Source organism: Streptomyces actinomycinicus, from assembly GCF_016741775.1.
GTDB lineage: Bacteria > Actinomycetota > Actinomycetes > Streptomycetales > Streptomycetaceae > Streptomyces > Streptomyces actinomycinicus.
Map to the genome: position 1 here is coordinate 389,649 of NZ_JAERRK010000002.1, position 21,815 is coordinate 411,463.

General features: G+C 67.3%; 33 protein-coding genes. All 33 read right to left on the minus strand.

Translation table 11 applies throughout. The features are described from left to right. Window positions 1–12: 12 nt before the first annotated feature. Window positions 13–1,866: a glycosyltransferase family 39 protein gene (locus JK359_RS05750; protein WP_201832298.1), complete on the minus strand. Its 1,854-nt coding sequence runs from the start codon at window positions 1,864–1,866 to the stop codon at window positions 13–15. After that, window positions 1,863–2,888 carry a glycoside hydrolase family 26 protein gene (locus JK359_RS05755; RefSeq protein ID WP_201832299.1) on the minus strand — a complete coding sequence of 342 codons (1,026 nt, stop codon included), beginning with the start codon at window positions 2,886–2,888 and terminating at the stop codon, window positions 1,863–1,865. The genes JK359_RS05750 and JK359_RS05755 overlap by 4 nt, the downstream gene beginning before the upstream one ends. Further along, on the minus strand, window positions 2,888–4,306 hold the full coding sequence (locus tag JK359_RS05760) for a glycosyltransferase family 2 protein (RefSeq protein WP_201832793.1): 1,419 nt from the start codon (window positions 4,304–4,306) through the stop codon (window positions 2,888–2,890). The genes JK359_RS05755 and JK359_RS05760 overlap by 1 nt, the downstream gene beginning before the upstream one ends. 383 nt (window positions 4,307–4,689) lie before the next feature. Next, window positions 4,690–5,553, minus strand: a complete 864-nt coding sequence (gene truA / locus JK359_RS05765; RefSeq protein WP_201832304.1) for a tRNA pseudouridine(38-40) synthase TruA — start codon at window positions 5,551–5,553, stop codon at window positions 4,690–4,692. A gap of 140 nt (window positions 5,554–5,693) precedes the next feature. Next, window positions 5,694–6,188, minus strand: a complete 495-nt coding sequence (rplQ, locus tag JK359_RS05770; RefSeq protein WP_201832306.1) for a 50S ribosomal protein L17 — start codon at window positions 6,186–6,188, stop codon at window positions 5,694–5,696. Between the two features lie 163 nt (window positions 6,189–6,351). Next, window positions 6,352–7,374, minus strand: a complete 1,023-nt coding sequence (locus JK359_RS05775) for a DNA-directed RNA polymerase subunit alpha (protein ID WP_003966937.1) — start codon at window positions 7,372–7,374, stop codon at window positions 6,352–6,354. A 182-nt stretch (window positions 7,375–7,556) separates the two neighbouring features. Then, window positions 7,557–7,961, minus strand: a complete 405-nt coding sequence (gene rpsK / locus JK359_RS05780; protein ID WP_201832311.1) for a 30S ribosomal protein S11 — start codon at window positions 7,959–7,961, stop codon at window positions 7,557–7,559. Between the two features lie 65 nt (window positions 7,962–8,026). Further along, window positions 8,027–8,407: a 30S ribosomal protein S13 gene (rpsM, locus tag JK359_RS05785; RefSeq protein ID WP_009300593.1), complete on the minus strand. Its 381-nt coding sequence runs from the start codon at window positions 8,405–8,407 to the stop codon at window positions 8,027–8,029. A 191-nt stretch (window positions 8,408–8,598) separates the two neighbouring features. Then, entirely contained in the window at window positions 8,599–8,712 is a 114-nt protein-coding gene (rpmJ, locus tag JK359_RS05790) for a 50S ribosomal protein L36 (RefSeq protein WP_003998809.1), read from the minus strand. A gap of 60 nt (window positions 8,713–8,772) precedes the next feature. Next, the gene (gene infA, locus JK359_RS05795; protein ID WP_003948620.1) at window positions 8,773–8,994 is read right to left on the minus strand and encodes a translation initiation factor IF-1; all 222 of its coding nucleotides are present in this window, start codon (window positions 8,992–8,994) and stop codon (window positions 8,773–8,775) included. A 233-nt stretch (window positions 8,995–9,227) separates the two neighbouring features. Further along, window positions 9,228–10,064, minus strand: coding sequence for a type I methionyl aminopeptidase (gene map, locus JK359_RS05800; RefSeq protein ID WP_201832313.1), 837 nt, complete (start codon window positions 10,062–10,064; stop codon window positions 9,228–9,230). Between the two features lie 124 nt (window positions 10,065–10,188). Next, window positions 10,189–10,851 carry an adenylate kinase gene (locus JK359_RS05805; protein WP_201832314.1) on the minus strand — a complete coding sequence of 221 codons (663 nt, stop codon included), beginning with the start codon at window positions 10,849–10,851 and terminating at the stop codon, window positions 10,189–10,191. Beyond that, window positions 10,851–12,164 (minus strand): preprotein translocase subunit SecY, encoded by a 1,314-nt coding sequence (gene secY, locus JK359_RS05810; RefSeq protein WP_201832315.1) that lies wholly within the window; start codon window positions 12,162–12,164, stop codon window positions 10,851–10,853. Before secY ends, JK359_RS05805 begins: the two co-directional genes overlap by 1 nt. A 190-nt stretch (window positions 12,165–12,354) precedes the next feature. Then, window positions 12,355–12,810, minus strand: a complete 456-nt coding sequence (gene rplO, locus JK359_RS05815; RefSeq protein ID WP_023547373.1) for a 50S ribosomal protein L15 — start codon at window positions 12,808–12,810, stop codon at window positions 12,355–12,357. A 2-nt stretch (window positions 12,811–12,812) separates the two neighbouring features. Next, a complete protein-coding gene (gene rpmD / locus JK359_RS05820) occupies window positions 12,813–12,995 on the minus strand; it encodes a 50S ribosomal protein L30 (protein ID WP_003974250.1) in 183 nt (60 codons plus the stop codon). A gap of 2 nt (window positions 12,996–12,997) precedes the next feature. Next, window positions 12,998–13,603, minus strand: coding sequence for a 30S ribosomal protein S5 (gene rpsE / locus JK359_RS05825; RefSeq protein ID WP_009190144.1), 606 nt, complete (start codon window positions 13,601–13,603; stop codon window positions 12,998–13,000). Between the two features lie 37 nt (window positions 13,604–13,640). Next, entirely contained in the window at window positions 13,641–14,024 is a 384-nt protein-coding gene (gene rplR / locus JK359_RS05830; protein ID WP_201832316.1) for a 50S ribosomal protein L18, read from the minus strand. 3 nt (window positions 14,025–14,027) lie between these two features. Beyond that, window positions 14,028–14,567 carry a 50S ribosomal protein L6 gene (gene rplF / locus JK359_RS05835; RefSeq protein WP_201832317.1) on the minus strand — a complete coding sequence of 180 codons (540 nt, stop codon included), beginning with the start codon at window positions 14,565–14,567 and terminating at the stop codon, window positions 14,028–14,030. Window positions 14,568–14,591: 24 nt separating this feature from the next. Further along, entirely contained in the window at window positions 14,592–14,990 is a 399-nt protein-coding gene (gene rpsH, locus JK359_RS05840; RefSeq protein ID WP_007494756.1) for a 30S ribosomal protein S8, read from the minus strand. A gap of 211 nt (window positions 14,991–15,201) precedes the next feature. Next, the gene (locus tag JK359_RS05845; RefSeq protein WP_003948630.1) at window positions 15,202–15,387 is read right to left on the minus strand and encodes a type Z 30S ribosomal protein S14; all 186 of its coding nucleotides are present in this window, start codon (window positions 15,385–15,387) and stop codon (window positions 15,202–15,204) included. 5 nt (window positions 15,388–15,392) lie between these two features. After that, complete coding sequence (gene rplE / locus JK359_RS05850) at window positions 15,393–15,950, minus strand: 50S ribosomal protein L5 (RefSeq protein WP_019753095.1); 558 nt, start codon at window positions 15,948–15,950, stop codon at window positions 15,393–15,395. Further along, window positions 15,950–16,273, minus strand: coding sequence for a 50S ribosomal protein L24 (rplX, locus tag JK359_RS05855; protein ID WP_086726220.1), 324 nt, complete (start codon window positions 16,271–16,273; stop codon window positions 15,950–15,952). The genes rplE and rplX overlap by 1 nt, the downstream gene beginning before the upstream one ends. 2 nt (window positions 16,274–16,275) lie before the next feature. Then, window positions 16,276–16,644 carry a 50S ribosomal protein L14 gene (gene rplN, locus JK359_RS05860; protein ID WP_003998823.1) on the minus strand — a complete coding sequence of 123 codons (369 nt, stop codon included), beginning with the start codon at window positions 16,642–16,644 and terminating at the stop codon, window positions 16,276–16,278. 114 nt (window positions 16,645–16,758) lie between these two features. Continuing rightward, window positions 16,759–17,043, minus strand: a complete 285-nt coding sequence (gene rpsQ, locus JK359_RS05865) for a 30S ribosomal protein S17 (protein WP_153539280.1) — start codon at window positions 17,041–17,043, stop codon at window positions 16,759–16,761. Further along, entirely contained in the window at window positions 17,043–17,267 is a 225-nt protein-coding gene (gene rpmC / locus JK359_RS05870) for a 50S ribosomal protein L29 (RefSeq protein WP_007494763.1), read from the minus strand. The genes rpsQ and rpmC overlap by 1 nt, the downstream gene beginning before the upstream one ends. Beyond that, the gene (gene rplP / locus JK359_RS05875; protein ID WP_009190136.1) at window positions 17,267–17,686 is read right to left on the minus strand and encodes a 50S ribosomal protein L16; all 420 of its coding nucleotides are present in this window, start codon (window positions 17,684–17,686) and stop codon (window positions 17,267–17,269) included. Before rplP ends, rpmC begins: the two co-directional genes overlap by 1 nt. 5 nt (window positions 17,687–17,691) lie before the next feature. Beyond that, entirely contained in the window at window positions 17,692–18,513 is an 822-nt protein-coding gene (gene rpsC, locus JK359_RS05880) for a 30S ribosomal protein S3 (RefSeq protein ID WP_003998826.1), read from the minus strand. Continuing rightward, on the minus strand, window positions 18,513–18,860 hold the full coding sequence (gene rplV, locus JK359_RS05885) for a 50S ribosomal protein L22 (RefSeq protein WP_019329637.1): 348 nt from the start codon (window positions 18,858–18,860) through the stop codon (window positions 18,513–18,515). The genes rpsC and rplV overlap by 1 nt, the downstream gene beginning before the upstream one ends. A gap of 45 nt (window positions 18,861–18,905) precedes the next feature. Continuing rightward, on the minus strand, window positions 18,906–19,187 hold the full coding sequence (rpsS, locus tag JK359_RS05890; RefSeq protein WP_030233885.1) for a 30S ribosomal protein S19: 282 nt from the start codon (window positions 19,185–19,187) through the stop codon (window positions 18,906–18,908). 12 nt (window positions 19,188–19,199) lie between these two features. Further along, window positions 19,200–20,036 (minus strand): 50S ribosomal protein L2, encoded by an 837-nt coding sequence (gene rplB, locus JK359_RS05895; protein ID WP_201832318.1) that lies wholly within the window; start codon window positions 20,034–20,036, stop codon window positions 19,200–19,202. A gap of 38 nt (window positions 20,037–20,074) precedes the next feature. Continuing rightward, window positions 20,075–20,494, minus strand: coding sequence for a 50S ribosomal protein L23 (gene rplW / locus JK359_RS05900; protein ID WP_030601206.1), 420 nt, complete (start codon window positions 20,492–20,494; stop codon window positions 20,075–20,077). After that, window positions 20,494–21,159 (minus strand): 50S ribosomal protein L4, encoded by a 666-nt coding sequence (rplD, locus tag JK359_RS05905; RefSeq protein ID WP_201832319.1) that lies wholly within the window; start codon window positions 21,157–21,159, stop codon window positions 20,494–20,496. The genes rplW and rplD overlap by 1 nt, the downstream gene beginning before the upstream one ends. A gap of 8 nt (window positions 21,160–21,167) precedes the next feature. Continuing rightward, complete coding sequence (gene rplC / locus JK359_RS05910) at window positions 21,168–21,812, minus strand: 50S ribosomal protein L3 (RefSeq protein WP_103781446.1); 645 nt, start codon at window positions 21,810–21,812, stop codon at window positions 21,168–21,170. Between the last annotated feature and the right edge of the window lie 3 nt (window positions 21,813–21,815).

The window sequence follows — 21,815 nt, forward strand, 5'->3', positions numbered from 1 at the left end:
GCCTTTCTCGCTTCAGGAGGCCTTGGTCCAGATGCGGTAGTGACCGGTACCGCTGGAATTGCGGAAGGGCAGGTCGGCGAGGAGCCGGTAGTGCGGATTGCCCGTGACGGCGTCCGCGACGACCGCGTCCACCCGCGGGTTGGTGAGCCCGTCGAGGACGATCAGGTCGTACTCCCCGTCGCGCACGGCCGCGCGGTAACCGGCGTCACCGGAGTGGTGCCTGCCCTTCTTGTCCGTGTACTCCATGGCGAAGGCGCCCTGCCACTGCCGTTGGCTCGTCTTCTCGCGCAGGTAGTAGACGGGCACCTCGGGCGTCGAGGCGAGGTAGTGGCCCTCGCGGTTCACGTGGGAGTCGATGACCTGGATCATCCGGGAGGAGTCGGGCCAGACGCCGAAGCGCCAGTCCGCCTGCGAGATGCCGAGGCAGAGCGTCGCCGTCCACAGCATGATGCCGAGCTGGGGGTAGCGGAAATGGGCCCCGATCAGCCGGGTCACGCCCACGCCGGCCATCGGCGCGGCGAAGAGCAGACCGAAGCCGACGTGCTTGAACAGCGAGACCACGGTCCCCAGGTGCACCTGGTAGGCGGGCGCGAGCAGGGCGGTGCCGCACAGCACCAGGCCCAGCAGCGCCCGCCAGCGCCATCCCGGGTTGCCCAGCCGCTGGGCGAGCGGCGACTCGTTCATACGGCTGCGCCGCACGTAGGAGATCGCGCCGCCGGCCGCGGCGAGGAACATCAGCCCGCCCCACTCGGCCGACCGCTGCAGCAGGAAGGCGGCACCGTCGGAGCCGTGGTCCCGGTCGGTCGTGGTCTGCCGCACACCGGCGAGCAGGTCGGTGGCGTACATGCCGGCCGCGAGCAGGGCGCCGATGCCGAGCGCGAGGAGCAGCATCCGCCAGAACGCCCTGCCGCCCTTGTGCGGCCAGCCGGTGAGCAGCGCCAGCACCACGATGGTGGGCAGGTACAGGCCGGCCGCGTACTTCACGCCGACGGCGAGGACCGCGACCGGCGCGGCGAGCAGTACGGCGCCCACCGGCGCCCGGTCGGTGCGGACGACGATCCAGGTGGCCAGGGCCAGCAGGAACACCGCGGCGGCGTCGTACGTGGCGAAGTACCCCATGACGACGGTCGACTGCACCACGGCGAAGAGCGCGGCACCGGCCAGCGCGGCCCGCTCGTTGAACAGCCGCCGGGTGAACGAGTACAGCAGCGTCGTGGTGCCCAGCATGAAGGCCAGGCTCAGCAGGCGTGCACCGGTGAGCCCGAAGCGGCCGTCGATGACGGCGGCGAGCACCGGGTACAGCTGGGGCGAGCCGGAGAAGTACGCCGCGTAGTCCACCGGCAGTGGAGTGCCGTGCAGCAGGTGCTGCAGCTCGGCGTGCCCCGCCGCCAGGTACAGGGCCTCGTCCTGGAATGCCGTGTTGGACAGGCGCAGCGAGAGCACCGCCTGGACGGCCAGGACGAACAGCAGCACGGCCCGGCTGACCCAGGCGCGCCGCCGGCTGGCCGCCATGTCCCAGCCGACCTCGGGCGTGTCGGGCACGTGGTACCCGGGCTCTGCCGGTTCGGCCGGCTGCGTCACGGTGCGCAGGGCGAAGGTCGGCTGGTCGTCCAGCTGCTGGTACGGGTAGGTCCGCGGGTCGTAGTCGTACCCCTCGGGGACGTCGTAGACCTGCGGCTGACGGGGGACGTACCCCTCGTGGGCGTCGTAGGCCTGCGGCTGACGGGGGACGTACCCCTCGTGGGCGTCGTGGGCCTGGGGCCGGCGCGGGACGTAGCCCTCGGAGTTGAACCAGCCGCCCTGGGGCTCGTCCTCGGCGTACGGGTCGTACGGCTGCGGTGTGTAGTACTCGGGTCGGGAGGTCATGACGGCTTCCGTACGTCGAAGCCGAAACGGTCGTCGGCGGCCAGGCGCTTGAACTCCTTCAGCGCCAGCGGGCTCGCCTCCAGCCGCCAGTCGGCGCGCTTCTTGTGGTCGAACCAGACGAAGCCGAGCATGTCGTCGTCGGCCTCGACGCCCGCGAACAGGTTGCGGATGTCGGCGCGCCGCCGCTCGCCGGGCATGGCGGCGGTCTCCAGCAGCAGGACGGGCTTCTTGGTGAAGGTGCGGATCTGGTCGCGGGTCGGACCGAACACGCTGTCGAAGGCGTTGTCCTCACCGGCGGTGAAGTAGCCGATCAGGCCGACCCAGTCGACGTACGCGTCGCCCGGGTAGTACGGCTCGAGCCGCACGTTCCTGACCGGGTTGACGATGTTGGGCGACCAGGCCCAGATGACGTTGGTGGCGCCGGCGTCGACGAAGGTCCGGTGGATGTGCCGCCAGGCGGCCACGTACTGGGCCGGGGTCACGTGGTTCGTGCCCCACTTCTCCCAGTGCCCGTTGAACTCGTCCGCGAAGTCGATCACGACGGGCAGGTTGAGCCTCCGGACCGCGGTCGCGTACTCCTCGATGTACTCGTCGGACCTGCCCGCCGCGATGTCGGCGACCGGGGTGTCGAAGGGCTCCCAGGACATCAGTGTCAGGGCGCCCTCGGCCCAGGCGTTGCGCACACCGGTGGCGTCGAAGCCGTCGCCCCAGCCGGCGTAGTACTCGACGAGGTTGGGCTGCTTGCCGACCGTCTTCGTGTACACGTCGACGTTCTTCATGGAGTTCGGGGCACCCGGCACGGCCGCGCCGAAGTACTTCTTCTCCGGCTTCAGCAGCGGTGTGACGTCGTAGGGGATCGCCGGATCGGCGCTCGCCCCGGAGTGCGGGGCCGCGCCGGCGCCGGAGCGCGCCGGGCCGCCGGAGTCGTCGCCGAGCAGCGAGCAGCCACCGAGCGCGAGGACGCCGGCCAGGCAGCAGACCAGGGCGGCACACCCCGCACGGAAACGTTTCTTCAGTTGCATCAGACGGCCTCCGTCCCCGAACGCGGCTGCACCAGGACCCGGCCGACGACCAGCGCGTAGAACAGTCCCGAGGACAGGACCAGGGCGAAGTCCGGGGCGTTCATGGTGAACGTCCGGTACACCGCCGCGGTGACCCAGACCAGCGCCGTACCGCCGCTCCAGGCCCACATGCCGATCCAGAAGCGCCGGGTCTTGTTCTTCTTCGCGCCGGAGGAACCGGTCGGCTGCCAGCCCATGCGGTTCTTGCGCAGGATGTCCCAGATGGCGAAGACGTGCGCCCAGCCGTACATCATGCGGGCCGCCCAGGCCTCCAGCCGGTACGGCGCCTTGTGCCACATCGGGAAGACGATCGTCGTGTACACGATGCTCGGCAGCACCAGGAGCAGGTGCTCGACCTTGAGCTTCTCCGGCATCATCAGCAGCAGCACGATCGGGATGACCGGCGCCGCGAAGGTGAACAGCGCGGTGTGGATGTAGTAGAAGAAGCCGGACATGTAGCACAGGCGGCTGGAGAGCTTGATCTTGCGCTGCCAGAACTTGCGGCTGCCGAGCAGGCTCATCGAGCCCGAGCACCAGCGGTACTGCTGGTTGAAGAAGGCGCCCGCACTGTCCGGGCACACCCCGGTGGACACCGCGATCGGGACGTACCGCAGGTCCCAGCCGAGCCCGCGCAGGTCGAAGCCGGTGTGCACGTCCTCGGAGTGCTCGATCAGCGTGGTGCCGCCGTTGGTCTCCAGGGCCGCCCGCCGGTAGATCGCACAGGAGCCGACGCAGATCGCGCCGTCGCTGCCCTGCCGGGACACCTGCACGGAACGGTAGAACAGCTCCTGCACCGCGCCCGCCCCGCGCTCGATCCAGTTCTGCGAGTCGAGAACGCGGAAGTACTGCGGCGACTGGACGATGCCGGTCCGCGGATCGGCGGCCAGGTACGGGAGCAGTTCCTCCAGCAGGTCGGCGCGCGGGGTGAAGTCGGCGTCCAGGATGAGGATGAACTCGCCGTCGGACCGGCCGAAGCCGAAGTGCAGGTTGCCGGCCTTCTTGAACCAGCCCCGGTTCTCCCGGGTGCCGTAGCGGAACCCGAAGTCCCGGGCCATCGCCTCCAGCTCCGGGCTCGCGCCGTCGTCCAGGACGAACGGCACACAGACCCCGGGGTACCGGTCGGCCATCATCCGCACGTGCCGCCAGGTGTTGTGCAGCACCTCGATGGGCTCGCCGCACACCGGCAGGAACACGTCGACGGTCGGGTAGACCTCGGGCCGCCAGTTCTGCACCAGCCGCCGGTGGTGCGCGATGTCGAAGTCCCGGGTGAAGCCGTTCACCCGCAACGACACCAGGTAGTAGACGACCGTGAACACCAGCAGCGGCGTGTAGATCCACAGCACCGGCGTGGACTGCGCCAGCTTGAACTGGCTCACCACCAGGCAGCAGAAGCTGATCAGCGAGCTGATCGTCAGGATCCACAGGTGCCTGCGCGCGTAGGAGTACTTCTCCCTGTCCGTCGGCGGCAGCGGCAGCAGACCCAGCGCGGCACTGCCGCCGCGCCCGGCCCGTCGCCGGCCACCGGTCTGGCGCACGGCACGACGCCCCCCGGTCCGCACGGGACCCACTGAACTCATTACGTTGTCCAACCCCGGGTCATTGCGACCCGTCGACCCCCCAGCCAAGCCCAGCCGCCCCTGTCGAACTTCTGGCCGAGCGGCGCAACCATAACCGAGAGGTATGAACCGCGTAAGGGTTGGTAAGACGGATTACGCCCGGTAAGTACAGACATGGGGCATAAGCGTCGCGAAATGCAACGTAACTAACAGGTTTCGCAGCCCGCCGCCCCGGGAAGCGACCGCTTGCGCCGCGCCTCCTTGTTCCGGGCCGCCAGCAGCTCGTCGGCCGGGTAGCCGACCTCCTCCAGCGTCAGCCCGTGCGGCCGTACGACATGCACGGCCGAGTCCCGTACGCCCGCGGCCAGCACCTTCCCCGGCCACTCGGGGCCGCGGTGGCCGTCGCCGACGAACAGCAGCGCGCCGATCAGGGAGCGCACCATGTTGTGGCAGAAGGCGTCCGCTCGCACCGTGGCGGTGATGATCCCGTCCTCGCCGCGCACCAGGCTCAGCTCCTGGAGGGTCCGGATCGTCGTGGCCCCCTCGCGCTTCTTGCAGTAGGCGGCGAAGTCGTGCTCCCCGAGGAGCGCCCCGGCGGCCTGGTTCATCGCGTCCACGTCGAGCGGCCAGTCGTGCCACAGGACGTGGTTGCGGAGGATGGGGTCGACACCGCCGGGGTTGTCGGTGACCCGGTAGGCGTAGCGGCGCCAGACCGCGGAGAACCGGGCGTTGAAACCGTGCGGTGCCGGCCTCAGGGCCCAGACCCGGACGTCCTTGGGCAACCGCCCGGCGAGCCGCTTCAGCAGCTTCTGGTTGTGCTCGCGCCACACCGCTTCGGGCAGGTCGACGTGCGCCACCTGACCGCGCGCGTGCACCCCGGCATCGGTCCGCCCGGCCACGGTCAGCTCGTACGTCTCCCGGGACCGCGTCACCGTGCGCAGCGCGTCCTCGATCTCCCCCTGCACGGTCCGCTTGCCGCCGGCCTGCTTGGCCCAGCCGTGGAAGTCGGTGCCGTCATAGGAGACGTCGAGGCGGACACGGACGAACCCGGGTGCTGCTTCATCACTCACAGGGAGATCCTCTCAGGTACACGAAAGCGGGCCCGCTCCTGCGAAAGGAACGGGCCCGCAACGCCCTCAAGGGGCGGGGAGAACTGCGCGGACGACCACGGCTCGCCGCGGCCGCCGGCGCACAGCCCCCGGCAGAACGCTTACGCGTCCTTCGACTCCTCGGCAGCGGCCTCCTCGGCCGGAGCCTCGGTGGTCTCCGCAGCCTTGGCCTCGTCGGCCTCCTTGACCGCACGCTTGGTGGCGGCCTCGGCCTCACCGACGGCCTTCTGCTGCACCGTCAGCGCCTCGACCAGCTCGATGACAGCCATGGGCGCGTTGTCGCCACGGCGGTTACCGATCTTGGTGATGCGGGTGTAGCCACCCGGACGGTTCTCGTAACGCGGGCCGATCTCGGTGAAGAGCGTGTGGACGATGCTCTTGTCCGTGATGACCTGAAGCACCTGACGGCGGTTGTGAAGGTCACCCTTCTTCGCCTTGGTGATCAGACGCTCGGCGTACGGGCGCAGGCGGCGGGCCTTCGCCTCGGTGGTGGTGATACGGCCGTGCTCGAACAGCGACTTCGCGAGGTTCGCGAGGAGCAGCTTCTCGTGCGCGGCGCTGCCGCCCAGACGGGCACCCTTGGTGGGCTTCGGCATGGTTCTTCTCCTGTGTGTCTGCCCCGGCCGTGTCAGGTACCGAAGTCAGTATCCGAGCAGGCGGTTGCCTGTCGGAGACCCCGCGCCCCGAAGGGGCGCGGGGAAACTGCGCGACCAGCCACAGCGGGCCGGCAGCCGAAAACGGACCAGTGGGCCCGAGCTACTAGTACTGCTCGGTCTCCACGAAACCCGCGTCCGCGTCGTCGTCGGCACCGAAGGCGTCGGCGGCGGCGGTCGGGTCGAATCCGGGCGGGCTGTCCTTGAGGGCCAGGCCCATGCCGGCCAGCTTCGCCTTGACCTCGTCGATGGACTTCGCACCGAAGTTGCGGATGTCCAGGAGGTCGGCCTCGGAGCGCGCGACGAGTTCACCCACGGAGTGGATGCCCTCACGCTTGAGGCAGTTGTAGGAGCGGACCGTGAGCTCCAGCTCCTCGATCGGCAGCGCGAGGTCGGCGGCCAGGGCGGCGTCCGTCGGGGACGGGCCCATGTCGATGCCCTCGGCGTCGATGTTCAGCTCGCGGGCGAGACCGAACAGCTCGACCAGGGTCTTACCGGCCGACGCCATGGCGTCGCGGGGACGCATGGCCTGCTTCGTCTCGACGTCGACGATCAGCTTGTCGAAGTCGGTCCGCTGCTCGACACGCGTGGCCTCGACCTTGTACGTGACCTTCAGCACCGGCGAGTAGATGGAGTCGACCGGGATACGGCCGATCTCCTGGCCCACCTGCTTGTTCTGCACGGCGGAGACGTAGCCGCGACCGCGCTCGACGGTCAGCTCCATCTCCAGCTTGCCCTTGCCGTTGAGCGTGGCGAGGACCAGGTCGGGGTTGTGCACCTCGACACCGGCCGGGGGCGCGATGTCGGCGGCGGTGACCAGACCCGGGCCCTGCTTGCGCAGGTACATCACGACCGGCTCGTCGTGCTCCGAGGAGACGACCAGCTGCTTGATGTTGAGGATCAGGTCGGTGACGTCCTCCTTGACGCCCGGCACGGTGGTGAACTCGTGCAGCACGCCGTCGATCCGAATGCTGGTGACAGCAGCGCCGGGGATCGAGGACAGGAGGGTACGGCGGAGGGAGTTGCCGAGGGTGTAGCCGAAGCCCGGCTCCAGCGGCTCGATCACGAACCGGGAGCGGAACTCGTCGACGACCTCTTCGGTCAACGAGGGACGCTGAGCGATCAGCATGTGTGGATCAGATCCTTCATTCGTGGACGCCCGCTATTTGACGTCCGACGGAAACCGCACCTGTGAGAAGTGCGGGTACTGCAAGGGTACGGGCGGCACGACCCGAAGGAGCCGTACCGCCCGACGCTCTGTGCGGGGGAATCCCCCACACCCCTTGTACTGCTCGGTGAAGCAGCCGTGCGTCAGACGCGGCGGCGCTTCGGCGGGCGGCAGCCGTTGTGCGGGGTCGGGGTGACGTCCTGGATGGAGCCGACCTCGAGGCCCGTGGCCTGCAGGGAGCGGATCGCGGTCTCACGACCGGCACCCGGGCCCTTGACGAACACGTCGACGCGGCGCATGCCGTGCTCCTGGGCACGACGGGCGGCCGACTCGGCGGCCATCTGCGCGGCGAACGGCGTCGACTTCCGGGAACCCTTGAAGCCGACGTGGCCGGCGGAGGCCCAGGAGATCACGTTGCCGGACGGGTCCGTGATCGAGACGATCGTGTTGTTGAACGTGCTCTTGATGTAGGCGTGGCCGTGAGCGACGTTCTTCTTTTCCTTGCGGCGCACCTTCTTGACGGCGCCCTGACGTCCCTTGGGGGGCATCTACTAACTCCTACGGGAGGTGGTCGGTCCTACAGCGAAGACCGTGGACAGATGTCCGCTGCGGACTACTTCTTGCCCGGCTTCTTCTTGCCGGCGATGGCGCGACGCGGGCCCTTGCGGGTGCGGGCGTTGGTGCTGGTGCGCTGACCGCGGACGGGCAGACCGCGACGGTGACGGAGACCCTGGTAGCAGCCGATCTCGACCTTGCGGCGGATGTCGGCCTGGATCTCGCGACGGAGGTCACCCTCGGTCTTGATGTTGTTGTCGACGTACTCACGAATCGCGACGAGCTGCTCCTCGGAGAGGTCGCGAACGCGGGTGTTCGGGTCGACGCCGGTCGCAGCCAGCGTCTCCTTCGAGAGGGTCCGGCCGATGCCGAACACGTAGGTCAGGGCGACCTCCACGCGCTTTTCGCGCGGGATGTCAACACCGGAAACGCGTGCCATTCAATGGCTCCTGGTGATCTTCGGAGGTCTTCCGCAGAACCGGCTCCCGGCCGCCGTACTAGGTACGAACCGGGTCCCCGGCCTCCGAACCGGGGGTGTCGAGCTGGTGGGCTCGGGCTCTGCGTATGAACATATTCAGCTCGCGTCGCGCGAATCTCTGCGATAGCGGTGCAGAGGGTGATGGTCGTGCGTCAGCCCTGGCGCTGCTTGTGGCGCGGGTTCTCGCAAATGACCATGACCCGGCCGTGACGGCGGATCACCCTGCACTTGTCGCAGATCTTCTTGACGCTCGGCTTGACCTTCATGGGATTGAGGTTCTCCGGGTCAGTGCCACCACCCCGCCGTCAGCGGGATGCGGGCAAGATCTACTTGTACCGGTAGACGATCCGGCCACGCGTCAGGTCGTACGGAGACAGCTCCACCACGACCCGGTCGTCAGGGAGGATGCGGATGTAGTGCATACGCATCTTGCCGCTGATGTGTGCCAGGACCTGGTGGCCGTTCTGGAGCTCGACCTTGAACATGGCGTTCGGAAGAGACTCGACGACAGTGCCCTCGATCTCGATGGCACCTTGCTTCTTGGCCACGCTTCGCCCTTCGAATCGACTACCTTGATCGACTCTCTTGCCTGCCCCGGGGGGCAGGTGCGAGCGCATGCAGACATGCGGGTGCACGAGAGCCGACGAGTCAGTCTACGTCGGCGCACCCGGAAAGGCGAATCGAGGAAGTCTGCCCCATGCGCGCAATGGTCATGCCAGGAGGTCCCGGGAAGGCGTCGCCGGGGGGCGCGTCAAGGGTCTGCGGGAGGGTCGTGCGACGGTCAGGCCAGGGGGTCGGGCGCGGCCGTGACGCCGTACTCGGCCAGCTTCGCCCTGCCGCCGTCCGGTGCCGTCAGCACCAGGGGGCCCTGCTCGGTCAGGGCGACCGAGTGCTCCCAGTGGGAGGACCAGGTGCCGTCCGTGGTGATGACGGTCCAGTCGTCTTCCAGGACCTCGGTGCGGGGGGTGCCGAGCGAGACCATCGGCTCGATCGCCAGGCAGAAACCGGGGACCAGCTTGGGGCCCTTGCCGCGGCGGCGGTCGACGTAGTTCAGCAGGTGCGGGTCCATGTGCATCTCGGTCCCGATGCCGTGGCCGCCGTAGTCCTCGATGATGCCGTACCGGCCGCCGCCCGGCTTGGGCTGGCGGCGGATGTACGTCTCGATGGCCCGCGAGACGTCGACCAGCCGGTTGCCCTGCTTCATGGCGGCGATGCCGGCCCACATCGACTCTTCCGTCACCCGTGACAGCTCGACCAGCTCCGGGGCGTGACCGGATCCCACGAAGGCGGTGTAGGCCGCGTCACCGTGCCAGCCGTCGATGACGGCGCCGCAGTCGATGGAGATCATGTCGCCGTCCTTGAGGACGACCTCGTCGGAGGGGATGCCGTGGACGACCACGTCGTTCACGGAGGTGCAGATGGTGGCGGGGAAGCCGCCGTACCCCAGGAAGTTCGACTTGGCGCCGTGCTCGGCGAGGACCTTGCGGGCCACCTCGTCCAGGTCCTTGGTGGAGGCACCCGGCACCGCGGCCTCGCGCGTGGCCGCGTGAATGGCGGCTACGACCAGGCCCGCCGCCCGCATCTTCGCGATCTGCTCGGGGGTCTTGATCTGCACCATGGGGGCCTGCGCTCTCCGTCACTCACGTCGGCTGGGTTACGTACACAACAGTACGGCCGCGACGCCCCGGGGGTCCCCCGGACGAGATCCGGGGGACAGGGCACCGCGGCCGAAGGGCCGGGACCTACTTGTCGGCCTTCTCGCGCTTGAGGGCCTCCATGGCCCGCTGCGTGATCTCGTCCACCGGACCCAGGGCGGAGATCGTCACGACCAGGCCCTGCGCCTTGTAGTAGTCGATGATCGGCTCGGTCTGCGTGTGGTAGACCTCCAGCCGCTTGCGGACGGTCTCCTCGGAGTCGTCGTCGCGCTGGTACAGCTCGCCGCCGCAGACGTCGCAGACGCCCTCCTGCTTCGCCGGGCTGTACGTCACGTGGAAGACGTGCGAGGAGTCGTTGCGGCAGATGCGCCGGCCGGCGATCCGCTTCACGACCTCGTCCTCGGGGACCTCCAGGTCCAGGACCGCGTCCAGCGTGATGCCCTCGGTGCGCAGCAGCTCGTCCAGCGCCTCGGCCTGCGAGACGTTGCGCGGGAAGCCGTCCAGCAGGAAGCCGTTCTCCGCGTCCGGCTGCTCCATGCGGTCCTTGGCCATGGCGATGGTCACCTCGTCGGGGACGAGGTTGCCGGCGTCCATGTAGGACTTCGCGAGCTTGCCCAGCTCGGTCTGCTGGCTGATGTTGGCCCGGAAGAGGTCGCCCGTGGAGATGTGCGGGATGGCCAGCTTCTCAGCGAGTCGGACGGCTTGCGTTCCCTTACCGGCACCCGGCGGCCCGACGAGGACGATACGCATCAGCGGAGGAACCCTTCGTAATTGCGCTGCTGGAGCTGGCTCTCGATCTGCTTCACCGTCTCAAGACCGACACCCACGATGATCAGGATGCTGGTCCCGCCGAACGGGAAGTTCCCGCTCGCATCGAAGCCCACCAACGCCATTGTCGGCACGAGAGCGATCAGACCCAGATACAGCGAACCCGGCCAGGTGATCCGGTTGAGCACGTAGCTGAGGTACTCAGCGGTCGGTCGGCCAGCCCGGATGCCCGGGATGAAGCCACCATACTTCTTCATGTTGTCGGCTACTTCCTCGGGGTTGAAGGAGATAGCCACGTAGAAGAACGCGAAGAAAACGATGAGCAAGAAGTACGAAACGATGTAAATCGGGTGGTCGCCCTTGGTGAGGTTCGCCTCGACCCACGACTTCCAGCCCGACTTGCTGCCCGAGAACTGCGCCACGAGCGCGGGAATGTAGAGCAGCGAGGAGGCGAAGATGACAGGGATCACACCTGCCTGGTTCACCTTGAGCGGGATGTACGTGGACGTACCACCGTAGGAACGACGGCCGATCATGCGCTTCGCGTACTGGACCGGGATGCGGCGCTGGGCCTGCTCGACGAAGACGACGAGCGCGACCATGACCAGGCCCACGGCGATGACGGTGCCGAACTCGATCCAGCCGCCGGCCAGGGAGCCCTGCTTCTTGATCGCCCACAGCGCGGACGGGAAGGTCGCGGCGATCGAGATGAACATCAGGATCGACATGCCGTTGCCGATGCCGCGGTCGGTGATCAGCTCACCGAGCCACATGACGACGGCCGTACCCGCGGTCATGCAGATGACCATCGTGATGGTCGTGAAGATCGCCTGGTCCGGGACGATGCTCCCGGCGACCGAGCAGCCACGGAAGAGGGCGCCGTTGCGGGCGGTGGCCACCAGACCGGTGCCCTGCAGGATGGCGAGCGCCACGGTCAGGTAACGCGTGTACTGCGTGATCTTCGCCGTGCCGGCCTGGCCCTCCTTCTTCAGGGCTTCCAGGCGCGGGATGACCACGGTCAGCAGCTGGAGAATGATGCTGGCCGTGATGTACGGCATGATGCCGAGCGCGAAGACCGTGATCTGCAGCAGTGCGCCACCGCTGAACATGTTCACGAGACCGAACAGGCCCTGGTTGCCCGACGCCTCGCTCACACACTTTTGGACGTTCTGGTAATTGACGCCGGGGATCGGGATGTGGGTACCGACCCGGTAGACCACGATGATGGCCAGCGTGAACAGCAGCTTCTTGCGCAGGTCGGGCGTCCTGAACGCCCGGGCGAACGCGGTGAGCACGGTGCCTCCTGCGACCCCCGCGCAACTGCGTCAAGGGTGACGGTCTTGAGGTTCGACGAATACGAAAAAGAACAGTGCAGGCCACCTTACCGGCGACACTGCCCCCCTAGGAACGACCAACCGGGGATACCCCATTGTGAGGTATCCCCGGTCGGGATCGTTTACGTCATCGACGCGTCGCCTGAGGGACTCAGACGAGCTCGGTGACCGTACCGCCGGCGGCGGTGATCTTCTCCTTGGCGGAGCCGGAGACGGCGTCGACCGTCACCTGCAGCGCCACGGAGATCTCGCCCTGGCCGAGGACCTTGACGAGGCTGTTCTTGCGAACGGCACCCTTGGCCACCAGACCCTCGACCGTGACCTCGCCACCCTCGGGGTAGAGCGCGGCCAGCTTGTCGAGGTTCACGACCTGGAACTCGGTCTTGAACGGGTTCTTGAAGCCCTTCAGCTTCGGGAGGCGCATGTGCAGCGGCATCTGGCCACCCTCGAAGCGCTCCGGAACCTGGTAGCGGGCCTTGGTGCCCTTGGTACCACGACCGGCCGTCTTACCCTTCGACGCCTCACCACGACCGACACGGGTCTTGGCGGTCTTGGCGCCCGGGGCGGGACGGAGGTTGTGGATCTTGAGCGGGTTCTGCTCCGCCATGATCAGTCGACCTCCTCGACCGTCACGAGGTGGCGGACGGTGTGCACCATGCCGCGGAACTCGGGGCGGTCCTCCTTGACGACCTGCGTGTTGATGCCCTTGAGGCCAAGGGAACGCAGGGTGTCACGGTGGTTCTGCTTGCTGCCGATGTAGGACTTGACCTGCGTAATCTTCAGCTGCGCCATGATTACGCACCCGCCCCGGCACGCGCACGGAGCAGAGCCGCGGGGGCGACGTCCTCGAGCGGCAGACCACGGCGGGCCGCGATCTCCTCGGGACGCTGCAGGCCCTTCAGGGCCTCCACGGTCGCGTGCACGATGTTGATGGCGTTGTCGGAGCCGAGCGACTTCGACAGCACGTCGTGGATACCGGCGCACTCGAGCACGGCGCGCACCGGACCACCGGCGATAACACCGGTACCCGGGGACGCGGGCTTGAGCAGCACGACGCCGGCAGCCTTCTCACCCTGGATCGGGTGCGGGATGGTGCCCTGGATACGGGGGACCTTGAAGAAGTGCTTCTTGGCCTCCTCAACGCCCTTGGCGATGGCGGCCGGCACCTCCTTGGCCTTGCCGTAACCGACACCCACGGTGCCGTCACCGTCGCCCACCACGACCAGCGCGGTGAAGCTGAAGCGACGACCACCCTTCACAACCTTGGCGACGCGGTTGATCGCGACAACGCGCTCAACGTACGCGGTCTTCTCGGCGGCAGCAGCGCCGCCGTCACGGCCCTTCCGGTCCCGCCGCTCGCCGCCACCGGCACCGCCACCGCGGCGCTGGGGTCCAGCCATTGGATTTACCTCTCTCTTTTCCGCTAGCTACGGCGGCTCAGAACCTGAGCCCGGCCTCGCGGGCGGCGTCCGCCAGGGCAGCGATGCGCCCGGCGTACTGGTTGCCACCACGGTCGAACACGACGGCCTCGACACCGGCGGCCTTGGCACGCTCGGCGACCAGGGCGCCGACCTGCTTGGCCTGCGCGGACTTGTCGGACTCGCCACCGCGGATCGATGCGTCCAGCGTGGACGCCGACGCCAGGGTGTGGCCCTTCAGGTCGTCGATCACCTGCGCCACGATGTGGCGGTTGGAGCGGGTCACGACCAGACGGGGGCGCTCCGCCGTACCGGCGATCCGCTTGCGGATCCGGATGTGACGGCGCTTGATCGCGGCGCGCTTGTAGGCGTCGCCCTTGAGGATCTTCTGCCCGTATGCCATGGCTTACTTACCCGCCTTTCCGACCTTGCGGCGGATGACTTCGCCCTCGTACTTGACGCCCTTGGCCTTGTACGGGTCGGGCTTGCGCAGCTTGCGGATGTTGGCCGCAACCTCGCCGACCTTCTGCTTGTCGATGCCCTCGACCGAGAAACGGGTCGGGGTCTCCACCTTGAAGGTGATGCCCTCGGGGGCCTCGACCAGGATCGGGTGGCTGTAACCGAGAGCGAACTCGAGGTTCGAACCCTTGGCGGTCACGCGGTAACCGACACCGCTGATCTCGAGCTTCTTCACGTAACCCTGGGTCACGCCGGTGATCATGTTCGCCACCAGCGTGCGGGACAGGCCGTGCAGGGCCTTGTTCTGACGCTCGTCGTTGGGGCGGGTCACCTGCAGGGTGCCGTCCTCGCCCTTGGCGATGTCGATCGGCGCCACGACGGTGTGGGTCAGCGAGCCCTTGGGGCCCTTGACCGAAACCGTACGGCCGTCGATGGTGACGTCCACGCCGGCGGGAACCGCGATGGGGAGCTTGCCGATGCGCGACATAGCTGTTTCCTCCGTTCCCTTCTGCTACCAGACGTAGGCGAGGACTTCCCCACCCACGCCCTTCTTGCCGGCCTGCTTGTCGGTGAGGAGCCCGTGCGACGTGGAGATGATCGCCACGCCCAGGCCGCCGAGCACCTTCGGCAGGTTGGTGGACTTCGCGTACACCCGGAGACCGGGCTTGGAGATCCGCTTGATGCCCGCGATGGAGCGCTCACGGTTCGGGCCGAACTTCAGCTCGAGAACGAGGTTCTTACCGACCTCGGCGTCCTCGATCTTCCAGCCCGTGATGAAGCCCTCCTGCTGGAGGATCTCCGCGATGTGCGACTTGATCTTGGACGCCGGCATCGTCACGGAGTCGTGGTACGCCGAGTTCGCGTTCCGCAGACGCGTAAGCATGTCTGCGATCGGATCAGTCATGGTCATGAATTGGCCTGTGGCCTTTCTCGCCGGGGTTTCCTATATGCGCCATCCCTCTCCCCGTACTCAGACGGGACGGGTGCGGCGCGGGGACCTACGGCGTAGTAAGTCGTTCAGGGCGGCAGAGGCCCAACCCTCCTAGCCTAAGCCATGAGGGCGGGAGCCCCTGCCGTCCCGGTTGCTTACCGAGAGGTCCAGGTATCCCTGAAAGCAGGGACTACCAGGAGCTCTTGGTCACGCCCGGCAGCTCGCCACGGTGAGCCATCTCACGAAGGCACACGCGGCAGAGGCCGAACTTGCGGTACACGGAGTGGGGACGGCCGCAGCGCTGGCAGCGCGTGTAGCCACGCACGCCGAACTTGGGCTTGCGAGCAGCCTTCGCGATCAGAGCCTTCTTCGCCATCTCGCTCACGCCTCCTTGAAGGGGAAGCCGAGGTGACGAAGGAGCGCGCGGCCCTCAGCGTCGTTGGTCGCCGTGGTCACCACGGTGATGTCCATACCCCGGACGCGGTCGATCTTGTCCTGGTCGATCTCGTGGAACATGACCTGCTCCGTGAGACCGAAGGTGTAGTTGCCACGGCCGTCGAACTGCTTGGGGGACAGGCCACGGAAGTCGCGGATGCGCGGCAGCGCGAGCGACAGGGTGCGGTCCAGGAACTCCCACATGCGGTCGCCACGGAGCGTGACGTGGGCACCGATCGGCTGACCCTCACGCAGCTTGAACTGCGCGATGGACTTGCGGGCCTTGGTGACGGCCGGCTTCTGACCGGTGATCGTGGTGAGGTCGCGGATGGCGCCCTCGATCAGCTTGGAGTCGCGGGCGGCGTCGCCCACACCCATGTTGACCACGATCTTGACGAGGCCGGGGACCTGCATGACGTTCTCGTACTTGAACTCGTCACGCAGCTTGCCCGCGATCTCCTCGCGGTACTTCTGCTTCAGACGCGGAGTGGTGGTGGTAGCCATCAGATGTCCTCACCCGTCCGCTTGGCAACGCGGATCTTGTTGCCTTCGTCGTCGAAGCGGTAACCGACACGCGTGACGACCTTCTGACCGTCCTTCTCCACGACCAGCTGGACGTTGGAGACGTGGATCGGGGCCTCGGTGGTCACGATGCCGCCGGCCTGCGAACCGCTAGCGGTCGGACCGGCCTTGGTGTGCTTCTTGACCCGGTTGACACCCTCGACCAGGACACGCTCCTCGCGCGGGTAAGCGGCAATGACCTTGCCCTGCTTGCCCTTGTCCTTACCGGTGATGACCTGGACCAGGTCGCCCTTCTTGATCTTCATGCTTACAGCACCTCCGGCGCGAGCGAGATGATCTTCATGAACTTCTTCTCGCGCAGCTCACGGCCGACCGGGCCGAAGATGCGGGTGCCGCGAGGGTCGCCGTCGTTCTTCAGAATGACGGCGGCGTTCTCGTCGAAGCGGATGTACGAGCCGTCCGGACGGCGGCGCTCCTTGACGGTGCGAACGATGACCGCCTTGACGACGTCACCCTTCTTCACGTTGCCACCGGGGATCGCGTCCTTGACGGTGGCGACGATGACGTCACCGATGCCCGCGTAGCGGCGACCGGAGCCACCGAGCACACGGATGCAAAGGATCTCCTTCGCACCAGTGTTGTCGGCGACGCGCAGTCGCGACTCCTGCTGGATCACGTCTATCTCCTGTTTGTCTGCCGGTTCCCGGGGCGGGTGAGTAAGTAAGTAAGTAACCCACTCACCCGCCCCGAGCCTGGCGGAACTGACCTGCGGGGTTAGCCCCGCAGGAAATTACTTGGCCTTCTCGAGGATCTCGACGACGCGCCAGCGCTTCGTCGCGGACAGCGGCCGGGTCTCCATGAGGAGGACGCGGTCGCCGACACCCGCGGCGTTCTGCTCGTCGTGCGCCTTGAGCTTGTTGGTACGGCGGATGACCTTGCCGTACAGCGCGTGCTTGACGCGGTCCTCGACGGCGACGACGACGGTCTTGTCCATCTTGTCGCTGACGACGAGACCCTCACGGGTCTTGCGGAAACCGCGCGCCTCGGTGTTCTCAGTCACGTTCTTCTCGCTCATCAGGCGTTCTCCACCGTCTCGATGCCGAGCTCACGCTCACGCATGAGGGTGTAGATCCGGGCGATGTCCTTGCGGACCGCCTTGAGACGGCCGTGGTTCTCGAGCTGACCCGTCGCCGCCTGGAAGCGGAGGTTGAACAGCTCTTCCTTGGCCTCGCGGAGCTTCGCCAGAAGCTCCTCGTTGCCCAGCTCGCGCAGCTCGGACGCCTTGGTACCGGCCGACATCACGCTTCACCTGCCTCGCGCTTGACGATCCGGCACTTCATCGGCAGCTTGTGGGCCGCACGCGTCAGCGCCTCACGGGCGATCTTCTCGTTGGGGTACGACAGCTCGAACATCACGCGTCCGGGCTTGACGTTCGCGATCCACCACTCCGGGGAACCCTTACCGGAACCCATGCGGGTCTCGGCAGGCTTCTTGGTGAGGGGACGGTCCGGGTAGATGTTGATCCAGACCTTGCCGCCACGCTTGATGTGACGGGTCATCGCGATACGGGCCGCCTCGATCTGGCGGTTCGTGACGTAGGCCGGGGTCAGCGCCTGGATGCCGTACTCGCCGAACGCAACCTGCGTCCCACCCTTGGACATACCGTTGCGCTTCGGGTGGTGCTGCTTGCGGTGCTTGACCCTACGGGGGATCAGCATTTCGGTCAGGCCTCCGTTCCGGTGCTCTCAGCCGGAGCGGACGCGGGAGCCTCGGCCTTGGGGGCCTCGGCGCCGGCAGCCTGCTGCGGCTTGCGACCGCGCCGCTCGCCACCACGGCCACCACGGGCCGGGCGGTCGGCACCGCCACGGGCCGGGCGGTTACCCGCACGGGCCGCAGCGTTCTCGGCGCGGACCTCGGCGATGTTCTTGACGTCGCCCTTGTAGATCCAGACCTTCACGCCGATGCGGCCGAAGGTCGTCTTGGCCTCGAAGAAGCCGTAGTCCACGTTCGCACGGAGCGTGTGCAGGGGCACGCGGCCCTCGCGGTAGAACTCCGAGCGGGACATCTCGGCGCCGCCGAGGCGGCCACCGCACTGGATCTTGATGCCCTTGGCGCCGGCCTTCATCGCCGACTGCATGCTCTTACGCATGGCGCGGCGGAAGGAGACGCGGGAGGAGAGCTGCTCGGCGACGGCCTGGGCAACCAGCTGAGCGTCGGTCTCGGGGTTCTTGACCTCGAGGATGTTCAGCTGGACCTGCTTGCCCGTGAGCTTCTCGAGGTCGCCGCGGATGCGGTCGGCCTCGGCGCCACGGCGGCCGATGACGATGCCCGGACGAGCGGTGTGGATGTCCACACGCACGCGGTCACGGGTGCGCTCGATCTCAACCTTCGAGATGCCGGCGCGCTCCATGCCGGACGTCATCATCCGACGGATGGCGACGTCTTCCTTGACGTAGTCCTTGTACAGCTTGTCGGCGTACCAACGCGACTTGAAGTCGGTCGTGACACCGAGCCGGAACCCGTGCGGGTTTACCTTCTGGCCCATTACCGGGTTCCTTCCTTGCTGCTGACGACCACGGTGATGTGGCTGGTCCGCTTGCGGATCCGGTAGGCACGGCCCTGGGCACGCGGACGGAACCGCTTCAGGGTCGGGCCCTCGTCGACGTAGGCCTCGGAGATGTAGAGGCTGTCGGCGTCGGTGTGGTCGTAGTTGTGCGCGGCGTTGGCGATGGCGCTGTCGAGCACCTTGCCGACCGGCACGGAGGCTGCCTGCGGAGCGAATCGCAGAACAGCCTGGGCCTCCGTGGCATCCATGCCACGGATGAGGTCCACCACACGGCGGGCCTTCATGGGCGTGACGCGGATGTACCGCGCCTGGGCCCTGGCTTCCATGGTTGTCCCTTCAGAGTTACTTACGTGTCTGAATGCGATCCGCTACTAGCGGCGCTTCGACTTCCGGTCTTCCTTGACGTGGCCCCGGAAGGTGCGGGTCGGCGAGAACTCGCCGAGCTTGTGGCCGACCATCGACTCGGTGACGAACACCGGGATGTGGGTCTTGCCGTTGTGCACCGCGAGAGTGTGACCCAGCATGGCCGGGACGATCATCGAGCGGCGGGACCAGGTCTTGATGACGTTCTTGGTGCCGGCTTCGTTCTGGGCGTCCACCTTCTTCATCAGGTGGTCGTCGACGAAGGGCCCCTTCTTCAAGCTACGAGGCATCTCAACCCGTCCTTAGCGCTTCTTGTTCGTCTTGCGGCGGCGGACGATGTACTTGTTCGACGCCTTCTTGGGCGAACGAGTACGGCCTTCCTTCTTGCCCCACGGGGACACAGGGTGGCGACCACCGGAGGTCCGGCCCTCACCACCACCGTGCGGGTGGTCAACCGGGTTCATGACGACACCACGGACGGTCGGGCGAACGCCCAGCCACCGCTTACGGCCGGCCTTACCCCAGTTGATGTTGCTCTGCTCGGCGTTGCCGACCTCACCGATGGTGGCGCGGCAGCGGACGTCGACCAGGCGGACCTCGCCGGACGGCATGCGCAGGTGGGCGTAGGAGCCCTCCTTCGCGAGCAGCTGCACGGAGGCACCGGCGGAGCGGGCGAACTTGGCACCGCCACCGGGACGGAGCTCGATCGCGTGGATCGTGGTACCGACCGGGATGTTGCGGAGGGCCAGGTTGTTGCCCGGCTTGATGTCGGCCCCGGGACCGTTCTCGACGCGGTCACCCTGCTGCAGGTTGCGCGGGGCGAGGATGTAGCGCTTCTCGCCGTCGGCGTAGTGCAGCAGCGCGATGCGCGCGGTGCGGTTGGGGTCGTACTCGATGTGCGCGACCTTCGCCGGCACGCCGTCCTTGTCGTGACGACGGAAGTCGATCACTCGGTAGGCGCGCTTGTGTCCGCCACCCTGGTGGCGAACGGTCACACGACCGGCGTTGTTACGGCCGCCCTTGCTGTGCAGGGGACGGACCAGCGACTTCTCCGGCGTGGACCGCGTGACCTCGACGAAGTCGGCGACGCTGGCGCCACGACGGCCCGGCGTAGTCGGCTTGTACTTGCGGATTCCCATTTCTCAGTCCTCGTCCGATATCGGACGATCCGACCCGCTTACGCGGTCGGACCGCCGAAGATGTCGATACGGTCGCCCTCGGCGAGGGTCACGATCGCGCGCTTGCTGCCGGCACGCTGACCGAAACCGGTCTTGGTGCGCTTGCGCTTGCCCTGGCGGTTGATCGTGTTGACCCCGGTGACCTTGACGTCGAAGACCGCCTGGACGGCCTGCTTGATCTGGGTCTTGTTGGCGTTCGGGTCGACGATGAACGTGTACTTGTTCTCGTCGAGGAGCGCGTAGCTCTTCTCGGAGACGACCGGCTTCAGCAGGACGTCACGGGGGTCCGTGTACGACTTGCTCAGCGGGGTCTCGACCGTGTTCTTGCCCTCGGTGGCGTGGCGACGCGCCTTGGCGACTCGCGCGGCCTTGGCGGCCTTGGCGGCCTTCGAGGCGATAGCGGGGTGACGGATGGCCATCAGACCTCGCTCCCTTCGGTGTCGTTAGTCCGCTCCGCAGAGGGGGCGCCGGCGACGAAGGACTCGAAAGCGGCCTGGGTGAAGACCACGTCGTCCGAGACGAGAACGTCGTACGTGTTCAGCTGGCCCGGCTCCAGGATGTGGACCTGGGGCAGGTTGCGGGCGGACAGCCACGCGGCCTCGTCGGAGCGGTCGACGATCAGGAGCAGGTTCTTGCGCTCGCTGATCTTGCCGAACAGGCTCTTGGCGGCCTTGGTGCTGGGGTTCTCGCCCTCGACCACGCCGGAGACGACGTGGATGCGGTTGTGACGCGCCCGGTCGGTGAGGGCACCGCGCAGGGCGGCGGCCTTCATCTTCTTGGGGGTGCGCTGCGAGTAGTCGCGCGGCACGGGACCGTGCACGACGCCACCACCGGCGAACTGCGGCGCGCGGGTCGAACCCTGACGGGCGCGACCGGTGCCCTTCTGGCGGTAAGGCTTCTTGCCACCACCACGGACTTCACCGCGGGTCTTGGTCTTGTGCGTGCCCTGACGGGCCGCGGCCAGCTGCGCGACGACGACCTGGTGGATCAGCGGAACGCTGACCTTGGCGTCGAAGATCTCCGCGGGGAGCTCGACGGAACCGGCCTTCTCGCCCGCCGGCGAAAGGATGTCAACAGTGCTCATCGGTTACCTCAGGCCCCCTTGGCCGCGGTGCGGACCAGGACGAGGCCGCCGTTCGGACCGGGAACCGCGCCCTTGATGAGCAGCAGACCCTTCTCCGCGTCAACGGCGTGGACGGTCAGGTTCTGGGTGGTGACCCGCTCGTTGCCCATGCGACCCGCCATGCGGAGGCCCTTGAACACACGGCCCGGGGTGGCGCAGCCACCGATGGAACCGGGAGAGCGGTGCTTGCGCTGGGTGCCGTGACCGGCGCCGAGGCCACCGAAGTTGTGGCGCTTCATGACACCGGCGAAGCCCTTGCCCTTGCTCTTGCCGGTGACGTCGACCTTCACGCCGGCCTCGAACACCTCAGCGGTGATCTCCTGGCCGAGCGTGTACTCGGAGGCGTCCGCGGTGCGGATCTCGACGAGGTGACGACGGGGGGTGACGTCGGCCTTGGCGAAGTGGCCCTTGAGGGGCTTGTTCACCTTGCGCGGGTCGATCTCGCCGAAGGCGATCTGAACGGACTCGTAGCCGTCCACGTCATTCGTACGGACCTGGGTGACGACGTTCGGGCCGGCCTTGACGACGGTGACCGGAACAACACGGTTGTTCTCGTCCCACACCTGCGTCATGCCGAGCTTCTCGCCCAGGATGCCCTTGATCTGCTTAGCCATTCT

What these genes read in the sequence shown, in the direction of transcription:
- rplC (WP_103781446.1), bottom strand. Translation starts at nt 21,812, where the DNA reads ATGGCTAAGCAGATCAAGGGCATCCTGGGCGAGAAGCTCGGCATGACG.
- rpsS (WP_030233885.1), bottom strand. Translation starts at nt 19,187, where the DNA reads ATGCCTCGTAGCTTGAAGAAGGGGCCCTTCGTCGACGACCACCTGATG.
- rplQ (WP_201832306.1), bottom strand. Translation starts at nt 6,188, where the DNA reads ATGCCGAAGCCCACCAAGGGTGCCCGTCTGGGCGGCAGCGCCGCGCAC.
- rpmC (WP_007494763.1), bottom strand. Translation starts at nt 17,267, where the DNA reads ATGTCGGCCGGTACCAAGGCGTCCGAGCTGCGCGAGCTGGGCAACGAG.
- rplX (WP_086726220.1), bottom strand. Translation starts at nt 16,273, where the DNA reads ATGAAGATCAAGAAGGGCGACCTGGTCCAGGTCATCACCGGTAAGGAC.
- rpsC (WP_003998826.1), bottom strand. Translation starts at nt 18,513, where the DNA reads ATGGGCCAGAAGGTAAACCCGCACGGGTTCCGGCTCGGTGTCACGACC.
- rpmD (WP_003974250.1), bottom strand. Translation starts at nt 12,995, where the DNA reads ATGGCGCAGCTGAAGATTACGCAGGTCAAGTCCTACATCGGCAGCAAG.
- rpsK (WP_201832311.1), bottom strand. Translation starts at nt 7,961, where the DNA reads ATGCCCCCCAAGGGACGTCAGGGCGCCGTCAAGAAGGTGCGCCGCAAG.
- JK359_RS05845 (WP_003948630.1), bottom strand. Translation starts at nt 15,387, where the DNA reads ATGGCGAAGAAGGCTCTGATCGCGAAGGCTGCTCGCAAGCCCAAGTTC.
- rplF (WP_201832317.1), bottom strand. Translation starts at nt 14,567, where the DNA reads ATGTCGCGCATCGGCAAGCTCCCCATCGCGGTTCCCGCCGGCGTGGAC.
- rplO (WP_023547373.1), bottom strand. Translation starts at nt 12,810, where the DNA reads ATGGCGGAGCAGAACCCGCTCAAGATCCACAACCTCCGTCCCGCCCCG.
- rplD (WP_201832319.1), bottom strand. Translation starts at nt 21,159, where the DNA reads ATGAGCACTGTTGACATCCTTTCGCCGGCGGGCGAGAAGGCCGGTTCC.
- rpmJ (WP_003998809.1), bottom strand. Translation starts at nt 8,712, where the DNA reads ATGAAGGTCAAGCCGAGCGTCAAGAAGATCTGCGACAAGTGCAGGGTG.
- rplB (WP_201832318.1), bottom strand. Translation starts at nt 20,036, where the DNA reads ATGGGAATCCGCAAGTACAAGCCGACTACGCCGGGCCGTCGTGGCGCC.
- rpsQ (WP_153539280.1), bottom strand. Translation starts at nt 17,043, where the DNA reads ATGAGCGAGAAGAACGTGACTGAGAACACCGAGGCGCGCGGTTTCCGC.
- rplV (WP_019329637.1), bottom strand. Translation starts at nt 18,860, where the DNA reads ATGGAAGCCAGGGCCCAGGCGCGGTACATCCGCGTCACGCCCATGAAG.
- rpsH (WP_007494756.1), bottom strand. Translation starts at nt 14,990, where the DNA reads ATGACCATGACTGATCCGATCGCAGACATGCTTACGCGTCTGCGGAAC.
- JK359_RS05775 (WP_003966937.1), bottom strand. Translation starts at nt 7,374, where the DNA reads ATGCTGATCGCTCAGCGTCCCTCGTTGACCGAAGAGGTCGTCGACGAG.
- JK359_RS05805 (WP_201832314.1), bottom strand. Translation starts at nt 10,851, where the DNA reads ATGCGTATCGTCCTCGTCGGGCCGCCGGGTGCCGGTAAGGGAACGCAA.
- rplR (WP_201832316.1), bottom strand. Translation starts at nt 14,024, where the DNA reads ATGGCATACGGGCAGAAGATCCTCAAGGGCGACGCCTACAAGCGCGCC.
- map (WP_201832313.1), bottom strand. Translation starts at nt 10,064, where the DNA reads ATGGTGCAGATCAAGACCCCCGAGCAGATCGCGAAGATGCGGGCGGCG.
- rpsE (WP_009190144.1), bottom strand. Translation starts at nt 13,603, where the DNA reads ATGGCTGGACCCCAGCGCCGCGGTGGCGGTGCCGGTGGCGGCGAGCGG.
- JK359_RS05750 (WP_201832298.1), bottom strand. Translation starts at nt 1,866, where the DNA reads ATGACCTCCCGACCCGAGTACTACACACCGCAGCCGTACGACCCGTAC.
- rplW (WP_030601206.1), bottom strand. Translation starts at nt 20,494, where the DNA reads ATGGCCATCCGTCACCCCGCTATCGCCTCGAAGGCCGCCAAGGCCGCC.
- rpsM (WP_009300593.1), bottom strand. Translation starts at nt 8,407, where the DNA reads ATGGCACGCGTTTCCGGTGTTGACATCCCGCGCGAAAAGCGCGTGGAG.
- rplP (WP_009190136.1), bottom strand. Translation starts at nt 17,686, where the DNA reads ATGCTGATCCCCCGTAGGGTCAAGCACCGCAAGCAGCACCACCCGAAG.
- JK359_RS05755 (WP_201832299.1), bottom strand. Translation starts at nt 2,888, where the DNA reads ATGCAACTGAAGAAACGTTTCCGTGCGGGGTGTGCCGCCCTGGTCTGC.
- rplE (WP_019753095.1), bottom strand. Translation starts at nt 15,950, where the DNA reads ATGGCTACCACCACCACTCCGCGTCTGAAGCAGAAGTACCGCGAGGAG.